The organism is Candidatus Nitronereus thalassa (assembly GCF_032191465.1).
In the GTDB taxonomy this organism is placed as follows: domain Bacteria; phylum Nitrospirota; class Nitrospiria; order Nitrospirales; family UBA8639; genus Nitronereus; species Nitronereus thalassa.
This window is the reverse complement of record NZ_JAQOUE010000001.1, coordinates 879880-899655: the sequence shown is the minus strand read 5'-3', so window position 1 is coordinate 899655 and position 19776 is coordinate 879880. Positions and strand designations below refer to the sequence as shown.

16 protein-coding genes are annotated in these 19776 nt (G+C 44.0%); all 16 read left to right on the top strand.

Features of this window, described 5'->3' with window-relative positions:
- Window positions 1–13: 13 nt before the first annotated feature.
- The 16 genes from PPG34_RS04195 to PPG34_RS04120 all read left to right on the top strand — a co-directional run bounded on the left by PPG34_RS04195 (window position 14) and on the right by PPG34_RS04120 (window position 19488).
- Window positions 14–1150 (top strand): hypothetical protein, encoded by a 1137-nt coding sequence (locus PPG34_RS04195; RefSeq protein WP_313831887.1) that lies wholly within the window; start codon window positions 14–16, stop codon window positions 1148–1150.
- A gap of 635 nt (window positions 1151–1785) precedes the next feature.
- A complete protein-coding gene (locus PPG34_RS04190; protein WP_313831886.1) occupies window positions 1786–2976 on the top strand; it encodes a hypothetical protein in 1191 nt (396 codons plus the stop codon).
- A gap of 300 nt (window positions 2977–3276) precedes the next feature.
- The gene (locus PPG34_RS04185; RefSeq protein WP_313831885.1) at window positions 3277–4494 is read left to right on the top strand and encodes an MBOAT family O-acyltransferase; all 1218 of its coding nucleotides are present in this window, start codon (window positions 3277–3279) and stop codon (window positions 4492–4494) included.
- Window positions 4495–4510: 16 nt separating this feature from the next.
- Window positions 4511–6124: an amino acid adenylation domain-containing protein gene (locus PPG34_RS04180; protein WP_313831884.1), complete on the top strand. Its 1614-nt coding sequence runs from the start codon at window positions 4511–4513 to the stop codon at window positions 6122–6124.
- 171 nt (window positions 6125–6295) lie between these two features.
- A complete protein-coding gene (locus tag PPG34_RS04175) occupies window positions 6296–6556 on the top strand; it encodes an acyl carrier protein (protein ID WP_313831883.1) in 261 nt (86 codons plus the stop codon).
- 27 nt (window positions 6557–6583) lie between these two features.
- Window positions 6584–7513 carry a sulfotransferase family protein gene (locus PPG34_RS04170; protein WP_313831882.1) on the top strand — a complete coding sequence of 310 codons (930 nt, stop codon included), beginning with the start codon at window positions 6584–6586 and terminating at the stop codon, window positions 7511–7513.
- Between the two features lie 98 nt (window positions 7514–7611).
- Complete coding sequence (cysC, locus tag PPG34_RS04165) at window positions 7612–8244, top strand: adenylyl-sulfate kinase (protein WP_313831881.1); 633 nt, start codon at window positions 7612–7614, stop codon at window positions 8242–8244.
- 126 nt (window positions 8245–8370) lie between these two features.
- Window positions 8371–9594 (top strand): glycosyltransferase family 2 protein, encoded by a 1224-nt coding sequence (locus PPG34_RS04160; RefSeq protein ID WP_313831880.1) that lies wholly within the window; start codon window positions 8371–8373, stop codon window positions 9592–9594.
- 189 nt (window positions 9595–9783) lie between these two features.
- Window positions 9784–10986 carry a hypothetical protein gene (locus PPG34_RS04155; protein WP_313831879.1) on the top strand — a complete coding sequence of 401 codons (1203 nt, stop codon included), beginning with the start codon at window positions 9784–9786 and terminating at the stop codon, window positions 10984–10986.
- A 354-nt stretch (window positions 10987–11340) separates the two neighbouring features.
- Complete coding sequence (locus tag PPG34_RS04150) at window positions 11341–12348, top strand: UDP-glucuronic acid decarboxylase family protein (protein ID WP_313831878.1); 1008 nt, start codon at window positions 11341–11343, stop codon at window positions 12346–12348.
- Window positions 12349–12416: 68 nt separating this feature from the next.
- Window positions 12417–13490 (top strand): Gfo/Idh/MocA family protein, encoded by a 1074-nt coding sequence (locus PPG34_RS04145; RefSeq protein WP_313831877.1) that lies wholly within the window; start codon window positions 12417–12419, stop codon window positions 13488–13490.
- Entirely contained in the window at window positions 13487–14668 is a 1182-nt protein-coding gene (locus tag PPG34_RS04140; protein WP_313831876.1) for an NAD-dependent epimerase/dehydratase family protein, read from the top strand. The genes PPG34_RS04145 and PPG34_RS04140 overlap by 4 nt, the downstream gene beginning before the upstream one ends.
- Entirely contained in the window at window positions 14653–15657 is a 1005-nt protein-coding gene (locus tag PPG34_RS04135; RefSeq protein ID WP_313834266.1) for a glycosyltransferase family 2 protein, read from the top strand. Before PPG34_RS04140 ends, PPG34_RS04135 begins: the two co-directional genes overlap by 16 nt.
- A 62-nt stretch (window positions 15658–15719) precedes the next feature.
- On the top strand, window positions 15720–16766 hold the full coding sequence (locus PPG34_RS04130) for a polysaccharide deacetylase family protein (protein ID WP_313831875.1): 1047 nt from the start codon (window positions 15720–15722) through the stop codon (window positions 16764–16766).
- A gap of 180 nt (window positions 16767–16946) precedes the next feature.
- The gene (locus PPG34_RS04125; RefSeq protein ID WP_313831874.1) at window positions 16947–18086 is read left to right on the top strand and encodes a glycosyltransferase family 4 protein; all 1140 of its coding nucleotides are present in this window, start codon (window positions 16947–16949) and stop codon (window positions 18084–18086) included.
- Window positions 18087–18171: 85 nt separating this feature from the next.
- On the top strand, window positions 18172–19488 hold the full coding sequence (locus tag PPG34_RS04120; protein ID WP_313831873.1) for a glycosyltransferase: 1317 nt from the start codon (window positions 18172–18174) through the stop codon (window positions 19486–19488).
- Window positions 19489–19776: the final 288 nt, after the last annotated feature.

Sequence of the window (19776 nt, the reverse complement as noted above, 5' to 3'; positions counted from 1 at the left end):
GGTTTAGTGTTCTATGAAAGGCCTGAAAATGTTACGTGATTGTTGGGGTAATTTTATTTGTGGAGTGACTGGACCTTCCCTGACTTCTCTCGTCATAGTCATTTCTTTGAACCTTATCGTGTTCTTCAGTTTAAGTCTTTTGATTACACCGGCCTTTATGATGGGAGATGGTCATCACTATCTAATGCAGGATCCGTGGGACCGCAATGTATCCAGCACGGCTAAGATTCTGTCTATCCGGAAATCTGAAACTCCAGACATTGTCGTTCTCGGGGATTCACTGACTGTGCACTGTGTTGCAGGTGAAGAGCGTCTTGCCAGAATGGTCACTAGTAAAATGGGAAAGGCCCCTTCTGCCGTTTTTGATTTAAGCGTGCCTGGACAGACTTCATGGGAGATGGCTGCAATTGTCGAGAAATTGCCACCGCAATTTGATGGAGTACTGATCATCGGAATAGGTCCAGGTTTGTTGTCTTATGGTGTTGAAGAATTGAAAGATATTGTGGCCAATCCCAGACTAGGGTTTTTGTCTAAGGCCCTCGAACAAGAAGCGGGGTTTTCTGGATTGAGTGGTCCCTCACGGACGGGGATTTACTTTATTGATAATTGGCGATTTCTTTCGGCGCGGCGATATTTTATTGCCCGTAATCTTTTTGTCACTGGAGCTCAACCTACTGGTGATATCTTTGATGATGTCAATAAGCCTGAGAGCCCTGATAGGCAGAATTTCATAGAGCAAGAGATTGATGATTTGCCATGGCTAATGCAGGAATACGAATTGAATAAAAATATAAATTTTGATGTCATTCAACGTATTGTTGTCAATCTTCGAAAACGTAGTAACGCTTCTTTTATACTGATGGAAGCGCCTTACAATCCAGCTTGGAATAACGTACACGGTGCTGAGAGGTTCTTTAAAAAAGTCCATAGCGAACTAAAAACATTTGCTGCTAAGCATGAGATGTCTTTTTTGTCGGCGACTATGCAAGCCGCTCTCCTCCCTGCGGACTTTATGGATTATGAGGGGCACCTCGATAATCGGGAAGCTATAGAACGATGTTCAGAAGCCATAGCTACCCAAGTAGTAAAGGTAATGACCAAAAAAGAAATGGTGTCCCAGCGCGATGGTTTAGTCAAAAATCTGAGTTAAAGTAATCCACTAGTTGTAGGAAGAAGCTCTCAGATGTTGGAGAGAACATTTCCCTAAATCTTTCTAACGCTTTCCATGAAACTAAAAGAGAATTTGTTTTAGTCTGTCCTCTCTTTCCCTTACTGGTTCGTTTCACGAGTAAAACATGTCCGCTTTGTGAGGTCGTAATAATGAAACGTTATGCTTATTTATTGGGGGTATATTTTCGAGGCTTTGTCTTGGGGGTGCTCCTGTTTGTTGCCTTTTGTGAATTAGTTGCTACAGCTAGCGGAGTAAAGCTCTTTAGATATCAAGGGTTCTAGCTAACTTTTATTTATTATCCACAATTCGGAATGCTCTTCACAATTAATAGGCATTTGTTGGCTGTAATCTGATGGAACATCCCTTCAGGTTGGTGAAGTCATAAAACGTTATTCAGAGTTACATGTCGAAAATTCTACAACGTAGGGGTTTAGTATCAGAGTTAAAGTTTCACAATTGGAGTGGGAAAATTTGATGCAGTTCCCGTTAAATAAAAAATAAGACTTCGGAATAAATTTAACATGTATTGTTCCCACGGCCGGTGAACCTTGAAGGTTTTGGACGATTAGAGGATTTCATGAATCGCACTGAATTGTTAGATCGAGTTCATATATATGTTGAAAAAAGCAGAAAGTCCTACTTTGGGCAATTCCGATGAACGGAGCAAGAGCTGGTTATGTGATTGCTGGTCAGAATTTTGGAATGGTGCTACTCGGCCCACCCTTTTATCTTGGGTGATCACACTCTCTGTAACTCCCTTTGCTTTTGGTGGCCTTTGTCTTTACGTAACTCCTGATTTTGTTGCGGGTCCCCTGCATCGTTACCTCATGAAGGATCCATACGACAGTGAGTTAATCGTCACGGCCAAGGCATTGCGTTTACGACGTTCTAAACCTCCGGATCTCGTGATCCTAGGGGATTCTGTGACAGTTCGGTGTGTTAGCAGTGAAGAGCGCCTCGGTGGAATGGTTGCGGCAAAGCTAAAGAGGCCAGCCCCCATTGTTTATGATATGAGTGCAGATGGAACTATCTCCTGGGAGTGGGCAACATTTGCGGAGTACCTTCCTGCTGAATTTAGAGGTGTCGTGGTTTTTGGAGTAGCTCCGCCAGTCTTATCAAACGAAACTCGAGCGTTATTAGAAACTATCGGGGAATTTCCCCATGTAGGGTTAACATCTGAGGTGTTGGACAGCGAATCCAGGTCTTGGGGTATGAATGTGCCATATAGGACAGGTATTTACTTCATCGACAATTGGCGTTTTATCTTACCTCGGCTTTCTTCTGCCATCCTCAATTTGCTCTTCAGGGGTCCCCAGCCTTATGGCGACCCTTTGGACGTTTCTTGGATGACGGAGAGCAAACGGTTGGAAGCCTTAGGGCAAGAGCGGAAGAAATCATACCTTTCCAAGGCATCGACTCTCTATGAATCCAATAAGCAGGCTAATCTGGGCATTATTGGACAGATAGTTGCCAAGTTAAGAGGACAGGGTAATGGTGCCTCCTTTATCCTACTGCAAGGTCCCATCAATCCGTTGTGGTATGACGAACCCAAGGGTAGGGAATTCTTCAAGAGGTACACGAATGACCTTCGTCAATTTGCCACTGAGCAACGGATGTCGTTTTTATCTGTTAATAAGGCAACAGAGTTTCTCCCCGATGACTTCCGCGATTATGCGGGGCACCTTCGTAGTCGTGAGGCAAGAGAACGCTGCACGCAAGCCATCGCCTCGCAAGTAGCAAAGGTTATAACCGAGAAGGAAATGGTTGCAAAATTAACTGAACCGGCTGCAACTCTTCAGAGATGATGGCCAAAATTGCCTTCCAACGCCGCGGGTAACGGTAGTGTATAGGGGCTGGCGTACCATCGTTACTTTCGGATAAGGGTGTCATGATTCCGAATTCCAGTTTGTTCGACACGGTTTTCAAAGGCCCACGTAGTTGAGGTTACCCTAATGAAAAAATTTGCCTATGTTTTTGGTGTCTCCTTGCAAGGATTTGTCATGGGAGTGTTCCTCTTTATAGCCTTATGTGAATTGGTATCGACCGCTGCTGGCGTGAGGCTTTTTAGATATCAGGGTTTCTAACACTATTTCAACGATTTTTATATGATACAGACTTCAAACTTTTGGCTGCTACTCTTTAGCACGGTTCTTATCTACTGGTTTCTTCCGCTGAAGTTCCGTGCTGGCTTTCTTGCGCTGGCTTCCTATGCCTACCTGGCCTCGATCGAGCCAGTCGCGGTGACGGTGTTAATTGCGTGGATTCTGGTGTTTTTCTATGTGACGCCTCATGCAATGACGGAAAAACAGCCGACCCGGTTGATCGTGCCAGCATTAATCCTCGCCATACTCGGGTATCTCTTTTACTACAAATACTTTCCCATCCTGGTAGGATTGTTCCCTACTCTGGAATTTTTAAAGAGTCCGATTGTCCCTCTAGGAATCAGTTACTTTACGTTCAAACTGATTCATTATGCAGTAGAAGTCGTACGGGGTAACATTACCGATCGTTCGTTATCGCGATTCTTCTGTTATATATTTCTTTATCCGATATTCACCGCCGGACCAATTGAACGCTTTGATCACTTCTTGGCTAACCGCGAGGACTCGTGGCAACGGCAGTCAATGGTTGAGGGTGCTACGCGAATCGTATATGGGCTCATCAAGCTGTTTGTTATTGGGAAGCTGTTTATTGCTCAACTTCTTCAGCCGTGGGTGACGGGGGGGAGCGTGCTTACTCCTTTGGACCTAATTTCGCATTTAACCAGTTTGCAGACCCATGAGGTGTGGGGGTATTTGGCCTTAACCTTTTTGTATGCGTACATCGAATTTAGTGCGTATTCTGATATTGCCATTGGTGCAAGTCGGCTCTATGGGTTTCGCATCATGGAGAATTTCAACTTTCCGATTTTGGCCAGTAACATTGGTGAATTCTGGAAGCGGTGGCATATGACGCTAGTGGGTTGGATTCAGCGATATATTTATTTACCAACAATAGGGCTGACCCGAAGCCCTTATGCAGCCGTTTACAGTACGTTCCTCACAATGGGGTTATGGCATGGGGCCACATCGAACTGGATATTGTGGGGGGCCTATCATGCCACGGGAGTTTCCATATTTTTGACTTGGGGAAGAATTAAACGAAGTCGAGGATGGCACACGGTATTGGGGAATTCCTGGAAGTATGTTGGTGTGCCGTTTACCTTCGCGTTTGTAACCGGGAGCTATGCCTTTTCGGCAACTTCTGGCTATGGCGGATGGACGGGGTTGCGGGTATTTGCCAAACTACTGGGATATAATTTAGGGCTGAATCCACTTCATTAGGAAAAGTGTGAGCGATATGAATAACGACAACCATTGGCTTGGCAGTGGCTTTTTGACATCCCTGCAGAAGTATCCTGATCGTCCCGCCCTTGAGAGTGATGGGCAAGTGCTGACCTATCACGATTTATATCACCGTGCCGCGTCACTTGCGACTACGATGCACGCATACTTCAATTCCACTGAGCCTCCTCTGACAGCTGTTTTCGCCTATCACTCTATCACGGCGTTTTCAGGAGTATTGGCGGCTGTACTTCGTGGGCATGGATATGTACCACTCAATCCGAAATTTCCAGCTGATCGAACACGTTCAATGCTTACCCAGGCAGGTTGTAGGGCAGTCATTATTGATGCAATGGGGGAGAAGCAACTCGATAGTGTCTTGAAAGGAATCGAGGAACAACTCGTTTTGATTTTCCCCGAGCGTCAGGATGTTGCCGATTTGGTGACAAAGTTTCCCCAACATATTGTCCTCGGTTTAAATGACTGTACGCAAAAGGAATTGTGTGAACCCACTATCCCTGACGCCGACACAATCGCATATTTACTCTTTACCTCAGGTAGTACAGGGGTTCCGAAAGGGGTCATGGTTTCACACCGAAATGTGGCTCGGTTTTTAGAAGTGATGCAGGAGCGTTATCGGCTGAATGAGACAGACCGATTTTCACAATTGTTCGACATGGGTTTTGATCTTTCAGTGTTTGATATGTTCATGGCGTGGAAAGTTGGTGGTTGTGTGTGCAATCCTTCCAGCCAGCATTTGTTTTCTCCAGCAAACTATCTGTTGGAATCAAATATTACGGTATGGTTTTCAGTGCCTTCTGTAGCAGTACTCATGAAACAACTTGGGTTCCTTCAGGGTGGGGCTTTCCCAAGTCTACGTTTGAGTTTGTTTTGTGGGGAAGCGTTAACGGCGAGTGTTGCTGACGCTTGGCAGAAGGCCTCGCCCAATTCAATTCTAGAAAATCTCTATGGTCCCACGGAGGTGACGTTGGCATGTACGTTGTATCGTTGGAGGGGAGAGTCCTCGCATCAGGACTGCGAAAACGGGGTTGTGCCTATTGGAGAAACCTTTCCAGGAATGAGGGCGATGGTTGTGGACGAGTCTTTAGAAGAAGTCAATAAAGGTGAGACCGGAGAGCTTCTTATGTCTGGACCTCAAGTGGCGCTAGGATATTGGAATAATCCTCATAAAACTTCACAAGCATTTCTTCGGCCACCAGGCTCTGAGGATATCTTTTATCGGACCGGGGATTTGGTTCGTCGTCCAAAGGATGGAGAGCCAATCGTGTATCTTGGTCGTATCGATTATCAAATAAAAATTCGCGGGTTACGAGTCGAGTTGGGTGAAGTTGAGGCTATTTTAAGGGTCGCGGCTGGAGTGGATCGGGCGGTTGCGCTTGGGTGGCCTATCACCGCTGATGGGGCTCAGGGCATTGTGGCTTTTCTAGAGACCCCTAAAGCCGATGTGAAAGCCATCCTTGAGACGGCCAAAAAACAACTTCCAGACTATATGGTACCTCGACGCGTCTATACACTGGCAATCCTGCCGCTAAATTCAAATGAAAAAGTGGACCGTAAGGCCTTAGCAAATCTACTGCAAAGTAATGAGTATTCCCCGCAAGTCGCTTGATCGAAGACCTAAGGTTTAACCCGCCAGAAGTAGAACCATCGAATTTGGGCTGGCCTCGTATTAGCAAAATGACAAAAACCTTTTGTTGGTAGTCGATATTTGGTTTGCGTTTGTGACGCACTCCTTGCCTTCTCACATTATTAAAAATTTAGCTTGAAGGTGATTAATAAAATGACCTTAGAACGAGATGTGTTACTGAATTATTTGGGAAATAAAATCAACATGGCCCCAAACCAAATTGAGGCGGAGATGGCGCTGATCTCATCTGGGTTGATTGATTCATTTACTATGGTGGAGCTTGTGCTTTTTATTGAAAAACAATGTGGAATCAAGATTAAACCGGCAGAGGTGAATCTTGATAACCTGGATTCGGTCAGTCGTATTCTGACTTTTACTGAGATACGGGCTAATGGCAAAAACGGCTCCCACTAATTTCCCCAACAGCAAAGAGGAAATGGTATGCAAAGAAACAGGAAATACGAGGGAATAATAATCTTGGGATGCCCTCGCTCCGGAACGACTTTACTCCGGAGGCTGTTAAATGCGCATTCCAATATCGCCGCTCCGGGGGAAACCCATATTCTGACGGCCTGTGCTCGCTTTCTGCATAGCGATCGAGCGGTTGATGGTATGAATGTCGGGGTGCTCAACGGGCTTGGTTATGCCGGTTTTGAAACACAGGAGGTTCTCGACCGACTGCGAGAATTCGCCTTTACTTTTCGACGTCAACACGCGGCCCGTGAAGGTAAAGCTCGATGGGTCGAAAAGACAGCCGTCGATGCGTTTTATATCAATGAAATAAGTCGTTTGTTCGGCGACCATGCTTTATTTATTTGCATTACCCGGCATGGTATGGATGTGGCCTGTAGCATGATGGATTGGTGTGATAAATCCCAAGTGTATTTTTCTGAGTTATATCACTATGTCAGACAATATCCACGACCGCTTGAAGCGTTTTGCCATGCCTGGGTGGATGTAACGAGAGATCTTCGGAAATTTGTTGCCTTGCATCAGGAGAACTCTCTTGAACTTCGATATGAAGATTTAGTGGCAAATCCGGAAGCTGAGATGCGCCGTGTGCTCGATTTTATTGGAGAACCGTGGGATTCGGGCCTTCTCTCTCGTGCAATGCATCATAAAGACTCTCAAGGTTTTAGTGACTGGAAAACATTTTCCAAGTCTCAGATCGAGACCACAAGCGTTGGTCGATGGAGAAAGTTTTCTTCACCCACGTTGGCCGATCTGGCGCTGATTGTTAATCCTTCCCTTCTCGAATGTGGGTACGATGCCATTGAATCTGGTGAAACTGATAGTGAGGAAGAAGCAAAACGGCGGTATGAACTAGGATTATTATTCCAGGCAATGAAACCTGAAACGCCTATGTCCTAAAAGGGGATAAGAAGGTATTTTCAGGAAGAAATCTATTTTTTAAGGTACTTAGCTTTCCTCCATTCAGTATATTCGAGATGGAGAAAAAGGAGAATGACATGAGAGACATGAAATTAAACAGTGGTTTTACAATTTGGTTAACCGGACTTCCGAGTTCAGGTAAGAGTACGTTGTCCCGTTTGGTATGCCAGAGTTTAGAGGAAGCAGGTCTTCCTGTAGTGATTTTAGATGGGGACGAAATTCGTCAACGTCTTACGAAAGGGCTAGGATTTTCAAAGGCAGATCGAGATGAAAATATTCGACGAATCGCATACGTGGCAAAATTATTAACCAAGGTTGGCGCGATTCCTATCGTTGCAGCCATTTCGCCCTTTCACGAAACGCGAGATCGAGCAAGAACTGAAATTGGAAAATTTGTAGAAATTTATGTTAATTGCCCTTTGCAAAAATGTATAGATCGTGATGTCAAAGGGTTGTATGCCAAAGCCTGTCGGGGAGAGATCAAAAATTTTACCGGGGTGTCAGATCCTTATGAGCCACCAGATAATCCAGAATTAGTCGTGCATACCGATTTGGATACTCCAGAAGCCAACCTTAAGGAAATTCTTGAATGTTTGATTGGCCTCAACTATCTCCCTGAACAAATTATTGATCAGGTATTTCCTGGTAAAGAAAATCCTGTTGAGAACAAAACCGTGCAGAGTGTGGCTTCAGGAAATTGGGCCATATAAGATTTTAGCAACAGACGTAAATGTGAATAGGTAAGAGATCGTTGAGGAGCTAATAAGGGTTTTTTTTGAATTTTGATTTCATGTAACAAACGGCAATGTTCTTTCTGAAATAAGGAAATGCATAGAATGACAAATATGAGCCCAAAAATTTCTTTTATTGTCTGTTCCAGGAATGACAACTATATGGGAAATCCCATGTGGAGGCTGGAAACGACGGTAAATTATCTCATCAAGAATTTAGTGAAGGTTGATAGAGTCCAAGAGGCGGAAATTATCATTGCCGATTGGGGGAGTTCCACTCCCATTCGAGATGTGCTTAATATTGATCGGGCAGGTAAAGATATTGTTCGTTTCATATGTATCCCTCCTTCTATAGCAAAAAAATGTCAGAAGGACAGCCCATTTTCAGAGGTGCATTCGTTGAATGCAGCGGCGCGAGTTGCAAAAGGAAACTATATTGGACGAATAGATCAAGATACTCTTGTTGGGGAAAAATTTTTGCGATGGTTTTTTGAAGTTCTAGGGCATTCCTCCCAAGGGGGGAGTGACTACGAGAATGCTATTTTGTTCGCAAATCGAAAAAGTATTCCTTATCGATTTTCCGTGCAATGCCCGAAATTCGCCTATGTGGAAAAATATATCGAGGACTATGGGGATGCTTTGAAGGTTTGGAACTATAATCCCCATTACCCAGACTTATTTTGGACGAGTTACGTAGGGATCTTTCTTTTAACAAAAAAGATATGGGAAGAATGTGGTGGATACAATGAAACCATGATTTACTATGACTGGATGGAAGTCGAAATGATAATACGGCTTCAGACTAAATATCAAATGGTGGATTTGGGAAAAATTGTTGATTATGACTTTTTTCATCTTGATCATTATCAAGAAAAACCTTCTTGGTCTGGCATTCTCCATCCTAGAGTTCATGCGAGTACGAAAAGTAATGCTGATATGGATTTAACAAAAACTCCTGACGAGTTTCATCCTAATAGCCTTGATTGGGGTTTAAGGACTTATCATTTAACGGTATCACCCCCTCATGGTGAAAGACCTAATGGAGTTGATAAAGGAATGGTAAAAAGTCAGGGAAGTTTCTTCGGATTTATTTCCTTGGTCACGAGCAGCAAAATCCAGGGCATCCTTGATGATATTAATGCAGCTGTATTTAAAGTTGTCATGCCGAGATTGGAGAAAATAAAAGATTTTGTTAATACCTGGATCTATCGGTTTAACCTGGTAAAGGAAACCGTTTCCGGAAAGTCACTTATCCACTGGCCTACATTGATTATGGGACTATGGACCTCAAAAAGATATGCAAGGCTAGAGCGATTAAAAAATAATTGAGTGAAAATGTGAGACCGTTAAGCCCAGCGTGGTCCTCTAAGAAGTGGACCTCTCCTCTTTCTTTAAGAAAAATATAGTCATCTCGGTTATTTGAACTCTTGGAATTATCTAAAAGAACCAGAATGTATATTTGCCTCTCGGAATTAGTCAATTTTCAAGCAAGATTGAGAAAAAATGAAGGAATGTTGGATGAAAAATAATCTTGAAAATAGTTCGAGGAAAACTAATGAATGCCAAACTCCGGTAATGTCTCTAATTCTTTGTTCTCGCAATGACCAATACCAGGGCAATTCCCGCTGGCGGCTAGAAACGGCATTAAATTATGTTGCCCAGAAAGTGGAGGAATTAAATAGGGGAACTCAGGTTGAAGTAATTGTCGCCGATTGGGGAAGTCAGGTGGGGTTGCATGAGATGATTCGGCTTTCTCCTGCAGCCGCAAAGATGGTGAAATTTCTACATGTATCTTCCGATGTCGCCAAAAGTCTTCAAAAAGATAGCCCCTTTCCGGAAGTGTTGGCTCTGAACGCTGCAGCAAGGCGCGCTGCTGGAGAATATGTTGGTCGGATTGATCAAGATACTCTAGTTGGCAAAAAGTTTTTGAAAACCTTTTTTGATTTATATGAAAAGTCTCAATTGCTTGTGCCACTGGAGTCGGCATTGCTCCTGTCTAATCGTCGACGAATTCCTTACAGGTTTGCAAAGCGGTGCCCTTCATTTTTCGGGGTTGAACGATATATTCGATGGTTTAACAAGGTTCTCCCTTTGATGGAGCCACCACCTCCGCATCTCTATTATCAATGTTACATCGGTATATGGCTTTTGCACAAAAAGCTGTGGGCTGATTGTGGAGGCTACGATGAGCGGTTTATCTATATGGATAATCAAGAAAAAGATATGATTTTGCGGTTGGTCAATAAGTATCAGTTTGTCAATTTAGGAGAACTCGTAGATCATGATTTCTATCATTTAGACCATGGCTCTCCTCTTGAACCATGGTCTGCCAGCCGAAACCGAAAATGTAATCCCGAAAGAGATTCTGACCACTTGCCGGATCAGTTTAATCCAAATGGGGAAAATTGGGGGCTAGTTCAGTATGAGTTGAAATTGCAGCCTACTCAAGTGGTTTGCCAGGAACCTGATAGCCTAGGAGTGGCTTGTGTCAACCGGTGTGGTTTTCTTTTGCACCTTGGCATCAGTTTGGTGCAAAGCCTTGGAGACCATATTTTCATTTTGATAGCAGTAAAACCTTACCATAAATACAAGAATTTCCTCTCTGTCTGGAAACATCGGGTAAAAGTGATTGTCAATGCTTTCAACAATGAGCCGGTATTAAAATGGCCGGGGGTATGTATAAACCTTTGTTTTAAACGAATCTCTCGCATTCGGACATAGGACCAATTTTGGCAACCGTTGAGAGCAGGTTTTAATATAGCCCTTTTGGGTATTTCACTGTTCCTGTCCTACATTCTTAAATCATATAGCCTATTCCAATTTGCCCTTCTTGTGCTGATGTTGAACCCCCTGTTGGGTTTGTCGGTCTGAATAAGATTGTTTCTAATAGCCACAAGTCCTCTAAATCTTGGCTTGGAACTCAAATGAGTTTAGCGAAGTATTCGGGAGGGTGAACAACCTTTTTCTTAAGAATATTCTTATTCCATTTGAAGAAATTCAGGAGTTTGATGAAACGTGGATTGAGAATGGATGGGAAAGTTTCATTTACCCAAAATCGTATAGGAGTGATATCTCGTGAAGAATCTTAGTAGTAAACGAATTTTGGTTGCCGGAGGAGCTGGGTTTTTGGGGTCCTACCTTTGTGAAAGGCTCCTTGAGCAAGGTCATGAAGTCCTTTGTGTGGATAATTTTTATACAGGACGAAAAGAAAATATCTTGCATCTCATGAATCACCCGTATTTTGAGGTTAAACGGCATGATATTTGCTTTCCACTATATATAGAGACCGATGAAATTTATAACCTCGCTTGTCCGGCATCTCCTCTTCACTATCAATTCGATCCTGTTCAGACGACCAAAACGTCCGTTCACGGAAGTATCAATCTCTTAGGTCTTGCCAAGCGGGTCAAAGCCAAGATTCTGCAGGCATCAACAAGCGAAGTATATGGAGACCCGCGAGTACATCCTCAAGTGGAAACCTATTGGGGAAATGTGAATCCTATTGGTCAAAGAGCTTGCTACGATGAAGGGAAACGATGCGCCGAAACATTATTTTTTGATTATCACCGCCAATACCACCTGAATATCAAGGTTGCACGAATTTTTAATACCTATGGTCCGAGAATGCATCCCAACGATGGTCGGGTGGTCAGTAATTTCATTATTCAGGCCCTACAGAACAAGAATATGACCGTCTATGGTGATGGAAGTCAGACTCGAAGTTTTTGCTATGTGGATGATCTCATCAGTGGGTTGATATTACTTATGGAATCGGGAAATGAGGAAACGGGGCCCATCAATTTAGGCAACCCCCACGAATTTACCATACTCGAATTAGCCGAAGAGGTCATACGTTTAACTGGATCCAAATCAAAAGTGGAGTTTAAGCCACTGCCTCAAGATGATCCGGCTTTACGACGTCCTGATATTCAAAAGGCCAATAAGATTTTAGGGTGGAGACCCAAGGTCGAGTTAAAAGAGGGACTCATGAAAACCATTGAATATTATAAATCAAATTTCCGGAAAAATTTACCAAGGCAGAAAAACTCGATCGTTAGAGAGACGGAGAAAATTCCAGCCTGATTCGGGGAAATGAGTTTTTTGGAAACCGCGGTATGGGTGACAATATTTCATTGTGGAGATAAAGAGAAATGCAGAGTGAAATGAGGCCTTCGAATAATAGGCCATTGCGTATTGCCATTATTGGGTGTGGTGCGGTTGCCGAATTGTGCCATCTTCCTGCTGTGCAGCAGATATCAAATATGGAAGTCGTTGCATTGGTTGATCGACAGCTTCCTCGCGCTGAAACTCTCGCGAAACAGTTTGGCGTGTCTAAATGTCTGGAGAATTACCAGCAACTCTCAGAAGTTGAAATTGATGGTGTCATCATTGGTCTTCCCAACTATCTACACGCTTCAGTTTCCAAGGAGTTTCTTACAAAAGGGATTGCGGTACTCGTTGAAAAGCCAATGGCTCTGACAGTGACGGATGCAGAGGAGATGGTTGACCTTGCGAAGCGCCATGCGGTTCCTTTGCAGGTTGGGCTGATGTCTCGCTATTTCAAAGGGGCTCAACTGATCAAACGAGCGTTGATGAATGATTGGCTAGGAAAATTGGAAGGTTTTTCATTGGAAAACGGCCTGCTGTATGACTGGCCGGCTGCATCAGGGGGGATCGTCCTCAAAGACCAGGCTGGCGGCGGACAGCTTGTTGATATAGGGAGCCACATGCTGGATCTCCTCTTGTGGTGGTTCGGGGAGGTGAAAGATGTCGAGTATCGAGACGATTCACTAGGAGGAGTAGAAAGTGATTGTGAATTATCTTTAACGCTCGATGGTCCGACTGGTCCCGTTTCTGGCACCGTTGTGCTTAGTCGCCTGAGAAACCTGAGTAATGTAGTGAGGATTGTTGGAGAACAATTTACCCTTGAATGGGATCTATCCAGCATGGACTCAGTGCGAATGTGGCCGACCCACGAGGTTGAAGGCCATTCGAGATTTATTACGGACTCCCAATCTGAGCGCCCCCAATCATGGCATGATGCATTTGTTATTCAATTAGAAATGTTTGCCCAGTCAATTCTTACGGGGGAAAGGGCATTAACCTCCGGGGATGGTGCGCTCGGAACGGTGGCGCTTATTGAGCAATGCTATCGAGAACGGAAGCCTGTGGAATGGCCTTGGATGAAATCGGCTCATTATTCAATGGTGGAAGTGGGAAGATGATGAAGAAAATTTTTATTACAGGGGGAACCGGGTTTATTGGCTGTCGGTTGGCTGAAGTGCTGTGTGAACGGCAATTTGAGGTTGTGGCCTTGGTGCGGCAATGGTCTCGTGCCGTACGTCTAGCCCGACTCCCGATCCAGATGGTTCATGGGGATATCTTGAATAAGGAATCTCTTTGTAAGGCCATGAAGGGCTGTGATGTGGTTTTTCATTGCGCCGTAGACAATCGTGTTGAGGGAGACCTTCACCGACAGACGAGTGCTCAGGGAACGGACAATGTCATGCAAGTGGCCAAGGAGTTAGGTGTCAACCGTGTTGTGCACCTGAGCAGTACCGCCGTATTTAGTTATCAAGCTAAGCCGGACACCTCGACTGAGGAAGGGAAACCTAATTTGTCAGGTGATGCCTACTGCGATGGGAAAATAGAATCTGAAAAAATAGCCCTTCGATATTTTCTGGACCAGGGGCTGCCGGTTACGGTTTTACGCCCAACAATCGTCTATGGACCCTTTGGAGATTATTCTGTTTCAACGATTGACCTCATTCGTAAAGGGCGGATGGTATTAGTGAATGGAGGTTGGGGAACGTGTAATGTTTTGTATGTTGATAATCTCGTCGAGGCCATGTTGTTAGCCGCTGAAAAAGATGAGGCCGTAGGGAAAATATTCCATATTTCTGATGAGAGCCCTGTCACATGGAAGGCTTTTATTGAAGAGCATGCTCATGCGTTAGGATCGACCTATCTCCCACTAAAGGAACAAACGGTGGAAGAGATAGAACAAATGAGGCAGTACATTAAGAGTCAGGTTCCCTCATCTTTTAAGCAAATTTGTAACATTATTTCCGACCGCAAGACCCTCAAGGCCCTACGTTCTATTCCTCTCGTGAGGCGTATGGAATCTTTGACGCGAAGTGTGGCTAGGATAATACTTCCAATGTCTATTCGTGGTGCTTTGCGTCGAAGAATGACGCCCAAGGCGAAGCCGAAGAGTTCTCATGGTGCCACACTAGCAATTCCTTCGCCACTGTCTCCACCAGAAGTAAATATGGTAACGGCATTTGAACAAGTTAGGTTCAGTATCGAAAAGGCCAAAAATGTCCTTGGATATGAGCCCAAAATCGATTTTGTTGAAGGAATGAGGCGTACAAAAGCGTGGATACAATGGGCACGACTCTAAAATGTGAACAGGACATGCTGGGTAGCCCATTAGTGTCCGTGGTGTGTAATTTCTTGAATGGCGAAGAATTTCTTCAAGAAGCCATCGAAAGTGTTATTTGCCAGACCTACTCTCATTGGGAATTGCTCCTCGTGGATGATGGTTCGACCGATGCCAGTACTGCCCTTGCCATGGGTTATGTCACTCGATTTCCAGGGAAGATTCGTTATCTTGAGCATCTCAATCATCAAAATCGTGGAGCCAGTGCTTCCCGGAATTTGGGAATGAGAGAATCTAAAGGTCAGTATGTGGCATTTTTAGATGCGGATGATGTTTGGGTACCCCAAAAGTTGGCGGAACAAGTAGCCATTTTTCAATCTCATCCAGGAGTCAACTTTGTTTATGGACCTGGACAATGGTGGTATAGTTGGGACCATCAGTCTCAAATCCCTCAGAGTGACGTCATTCAAGACCTTCATTGTTCGTTGAATTCGATTATTCCTTCACCTCAACTGCTTCCTCTTTATTTGCATCATAATGGGGCTGCGGTTCCTCCTCCCTCGGGAATACTGGTTGACCGGGGAATCTTGCAACAGGTTGGTGGTTTTGAAGAATCGTTTCGGAGTATTTATGACGATCAGGTTCTTTATGCAAAGCTCGGTCTTCATGTTACGGCATTTGTGTCGGGTAAATGTTGGTTTCGGTATCGACAACATGACAAGCAGCGCTGTTCGTTAACTGTGCAAAGTGGTGAACACCATGCAGTACGGAGAGAGTACCTACTTTGGCTGGAACGCTATCTCAAGCGATGTAATGTGCTAGATAAAGAAGTCTGGGTAGTGTTTCATCAGGAATTTCAACGCTACCAATATTGGCATATAAAATTAGTACGTCGACGGACCATTCAGTTGAAAAATGTCATTATCGGGATTGGGAAGGATCTGGCTCAGCGAGTATTGCCCAGTCCGGTCTATCATTGGCTTCAAGCAAGTCATCGTCGTGTTAAATAGAAATTTTTGGCGATCGTTTAGATGAATACGAAATTACAACGATGGAGTAGAAGAGGCGTGTGATGGGAAATACGGTTATTTCTAACATTCGATGGGTTGGGCGATATATAAAAAACCATATGTTTCAGGGGGCTACCATTCTGATCTATCATCGGGTTGCGGAATTGCCTTCTGATTGGCAATTAATGTCGGTTACACCGCAACATTTTGGGGAACATTTGGATGTTTTACGGAAGAAATTTTATCCGATGAGCCTGCAACAATTACATCGTGCAGCGCAAAAGGGAAAAATTCCAAAAGGTGCAGTAGCCGTTACCTTTGATGATGGGTATGCCGACAATCTTTATAATGCCAAACCGTTATTAGAAAAATACGATGTCCCGGCATCGTTTTATGTCACATGTGGATGCTTGGATCAAGAACAAGAGTTTTGGTGGGATGATTTGGATCGTATGTTACTACAACCGCAAAGCCTACCACAGACACTTACCTTGACTGTAGAAGGTATTGAGCATTCATGGAAGGTTGATGTGCCATCGAATCCTTCTCCCTCAACGGAAATCGTTCCACCAAAATTTTCAAAAATTCAAGAAGAGGGAAAATTGGGGAGAAAAGAATTGTACCGATCCCTTCATTCCTTACTGCGTCCCTTACCGGAGGAAAAAAGAAGACCCTTATTGGATGAAATTGCAAAGTGGTCTGGTTCTAATCGAAAGGGGCGAGTGACACATGCCTCTTTGACAACGAATGAATTAGAACAATTAGGCAAGGGGGGACTGGTAGAGATTGGCGCTCATACGGTGACGCACCCCGTATTATCTAGTCTTTCTCTTTCTGAGCAGCGAGATGAGATTTTACAAAGTAAGGAGGGCCTAGAGGAAAAACTCAATCGACCGATCTTGAGTTTTGCTTATCCCTATGGTGAACGATCGGACTATTCGGTACAGACCCCTGAACTTGTCAAGCAGTTGGGATTTTCCTATGCGTGTTCAAACTATTCAGGAATCGTTCGAAGAGGAGTGGATCCCTTTCAATTACCCAGGGTCTCGACTCGAGATTGGAACGGAGAGGAATTCTCTCGAAGAATATCAACTTGGTTTCCCGTCTAGTGAGAAAAACACCGACGTGTGAAATTAAGGGGTGCGACTTGGACCCAAACATCTTTCCCCAGGTAGAGCCAATTGTCTTTCTCGGAGTCCTATGTTTGTTGAAACTCGCTCATTGTTAGGTTGGTAAGAAAACTGAATAAGAAGGTTTTAAAAATTTAATTTATGTTGATGAATCCTCAAATGGATAAGAAAACTATACTGTACGTGACTTGGCCTTTGGGGTTTGGAGGTACAGAAAAGCATTTAAAAGATCTTGTTCTTGGATTACAGAGCAAGGATGTGACTACCTATATCTTGTCATTCACGAAGGCCTTTTATGAAAAAATATTTCCTAAAGGCACTTCTCCTATTGTGCTTTCTGATGATAGTCCAACCGTAAAAGGTTTTTTTTCGTATTGGATACGGTTTCTACGTGTCAAGCCTTCCGTCATTGTTTTTGTTAATGGCCAACTCGGATTATTTCCGTGGAAAGCCTACCTGGCCGCACGATTGTCAGGTGCGGAGCAAGTGTTGGCCATTGAACATTCCATTGGGGATCCACTTTTAAGAAATGGTGGGTTGTTATCTTGGAAGGACAAAATAGCAAAAAAGATCGGGCGCCGGAAAATTCCTGGGCTTTTAACCAGCCAAACCATCTGTGTTAGCCATGCCGTAAGAAATAGACTGGTTGATGATTATGGGTATCCCCGAGATAAAACGAAGACCATTTGGAATGGAATTGATCTACATTACTATGGGGCCATCACCGACCAAGGATTGAACTTACGAAAAGGTCTGGGAATTGGGCCTGAGGAAGTCATCCTTGTATGTGTCTCTCGTTTGGATCGGAAAAAAGGGATAGGGATTTTATTGGATGCAATCAATAAAGTGAAACGGGAGAATGTTTCCCTTTCTTGTTTTTTGGTCGGTGATGGTCCAGCCGAAAAAGATTTACGAGAAAAGGTTGAAGCGCTTGATATCAGTAAGCAGGTTCATTTTATAGGTCATAAGGATGATGTCAGGCCATTTTTACAAGAGGCTGACATTTTTGTGCTTCCTTCGTTTAAAGAGGGTCTTCCATTTTCTTTACTTGAAGCCATGGCTTTTGGTTTGCCCTGTATTGCTACTGATGTAGGAGGGAATCGGGAAGCGGTGATTCATGGCGAGAATGGACTAATTGTTCCCCCGGGAGTGGTAGGAGAATTGGCGAAAGCTATCCGTACGCTTGTCATGGATAAAGAGCAGCGGCTCAAGATGGGACAAAATGGAAAGTGTAGAGTTAGAGATAATTTTGACATCAACCAAATGTTAACAAAATTTCGTTCCTTGCTTGTTGGCTAAGGCATGTCCAATTACAAGACCTCTGGCGATAAGTTTAATTGAAAAATTACAACGCAAATATCTTTAGGTTTTAATGAAACTTTTAATGGTTTCTAATCTTTATCCTCCCTATTACCAAGGGGGGTACGAAGTTCGATGTGCTCAAGTTGCGGAAGCACTTCATGGAGAAGGGCATGATGTCTGTGTGTTGACGAGTACCTATGGGCTTCCCATGCCAACTTTCGGAAACGCATCAGAAAAATTGGAAACCATCAATGGAGTTCAGATTTACCGCAGCTTGAATCAGTATCACTATAAACCACAACCCAAGCGTTTGCCGGGAAGACTGTTTGACGCCAAACGTCATTTTTTTGATGCAAAGAAGTTTCAAGAAATCATAGCTTCCTTTCAACCTGATGTGGTCAATTGGTGGAGTATGTATGGCCTCTCAAAAATGCTGCTTCCTTTGCCAAAGGAGTGGGGAATTCCTGATGTGCATTGGATCGAACATTGGTGGATGATTCGTGAATATGGTGCGAAGGGAGAAAATGCCTCGGAAATTTGGAGCGGTTGTTGGGATGGGAACTGGGGGCCATCTATATTCCGCCCTTTCTTCCGACTGGCGGGGAGGAAGCTGGAAAAGCAGTTTACCAAGGCTGGGTTCCCAACCCGAGAATTTCCAAATTGCCCAAAGCACGTCTGTTTTGTGAGCGAACATCTTAGGGAACTTTACCATGAAGAGGGGCTCGTATTTCCATCTACGGAAGTAATTCATGGTGGTATCCCTATCGAACAGTTTTTTCATCCGCTCAATGGACGAGACGCAACACCTCGCAGATTACGGCTTCTCTATGCAGGACAAATTACTCCAGATCGTGGCCTGCATTCCGTGCTTGACGCTCTCGGTCTTATGGACGAAAAGGTGCGTTCAAATATTTCATTGAGTATCGCCGGAGACAACATGTCAAAGTATGGTCGAGAAATAAAACAACAAGTAGAGAAATTGAATTTGTCGCGATTGGTGTCATTTTTAGGAAAGGTCAACCATGAAAAGATGCCATGTGTGTATCAAGAGCATGATGTCCTAGTGTTTCCAAGCTTGAGGGATGAAGGCTTGCCGTTAACGATGGTCGAAGCCATGTTGGCTGGTTGTGCGGTTGTGACAACTGGAAGCGGAGGAGCGATGGAAATTGCCAAATTGGCGAATCTTCCTCTTTTTTCAAAGGGCGATAGCAGGGCCTTGCGCGACATCCTTGAGAAATTCGTGCTTGATAGAAAAAGTTTGCATGAGGTTGCCTTAGAAGGCCAAGCCGTTGCCATCAAAGAGTTTAGTTTGGATCGAATGATCGAACGGTGGAGTACAACTCTTTATCGTATATGTCAACCACTCAAGAAAATAGCCACACTTCCTAATCCGCAGTGAAATCCTTTCTCATTTGTCCTTGAGACAATTTGTCAGGCTTTATTGATGTCGGTAATTTTGGTGCTGATATCTTCATTTTTACTTTGTTTTTTTCAGAAAATATATCCGTGTCTGTGTTTTCATATGGGAAACCCGCGGTTGTTATTGCCCTAAATGCGTATTGATGTTCGTTCCTGTTCACCATTAAATTCTCACAAGAAGGCTCTCGTATCTTTCTTCCAAAAAAGGGTAAATAAATAGGAAGAAGGTATTGAAGACCCCGAAGTTCGACTTCCTGAAACTTTTGAA

What these genes read in the sequence shown, in the direction of transcription:
- PPG34_RS04195 (WP_313831887.1), top strand. Translation starts at nt 14, where the DNA reads ATGAAAGGCCTGAAAATGTTACGTGATTGTTGGGGTAATTTTATTTGT.
- PPG34_RS04190 (WP_313831886.1), top strand. Translation starts at nt 1,786, where the DNA reads ATGTTGAAAAAAGCAGAAAGTCCTACTTTGGGCAATTCCGATGAACGG.
- PPG34_RS04185 (WP_313831885.1), top strand. Translation starts at nt 3,277, where the DNA reads ATGATACAGACTTCAAACTTTTGGCTGCTACTCTTTAGCACGGTTCTT.
- PPG34_RS04180 (WP_313831884.1), top strand. Translation starts at nt 4,511, where the DNA reads ATGAATAACGACAACCATTGGCTTGGCAGTGGCTTTTTGACATCCCTG.
- PPG34_RS04175 (WP_313831883.1), top strand. Translation starts at nt 6,296, where the DNA reads ATGACCTTAGAACGAGATGTGTTACTGAATTATTTGGGAAATAAAATC.
- PPG34_RS04170 (WP_313831882.1), top strand. Translation starts at nt 6,584, where the DNA reads ATGCAAAGAAACAGGAAATACGAGGGAATAATAATCTTGGGATGCCCT.
- cysC (WP_313831881.1), top strand. Translation starts at nt 7,612, where the DNA reads ATGAGAGACATGAAATTAAACAGTGGTTTTACAATTTGGTTAACCGGA.
- PPG34_RS04160 (WP_313831880.1), top strand. Translation starts at nt 8,371, where the DNA reads ATGACAAATATGAGCCCAAAAATTTCTTTTATTGTCTGTTCCAGGAAT.
- PPG34_RS04155 (WP_313831879.1), top strand. Translation starts at nt 9,784, where the DNA reads ATGAAAAATAATCTTGAAAATAGTTCGAGGAAAACTAATGAATGCCAA.
- PPG34_RS04145 (WP_313831877.1), top strand. Translation starts at nt 12,417, where the DNA reads ATGCAGAGTGAAATGAGGCCTTCGAATAATAGGCCATTGCGTATTGCC.
- PPG34_RS04140 (WP_313831876.1), top strand. Translation starts at nt 13,487, where the DNA reads ATGATGAAGAAAATTTTTATTACAGGGGGAACCGGGTTTATTGGCTGT.
- PPG34_RS04135 (WP_313834266.1), top strand. Translation starts at nt 14,653, where the DNA reads ATGGGCACGACTCTAAAATGTGAACAGGACATGCTGGGTAGCCCATTA.
- PPG34_RS04130 (WP_313831875.1), top strand. Translation starts at nt 15,720, where the DNA reads ATGGGAAATACGGTTATTTCTAACATTCGATGGGTTGGGCGATATATA.
- PPG34_RS04125 (WP_313831874.1), top strand. Translation starts at nt 16,947, where the DNA reads ATGGATAAGAAAACTATACTGTACGTGACTTGGCCTTTGGGGTTTGGA.
- PPG34_RS04120 (WP_313831873.1), top strand. Translation starts at nt 18,172, where the DNA reads ATGGTTTCTAATCTTTATCCTCCCTATTACCAAGGGGGGTACGAAGTT.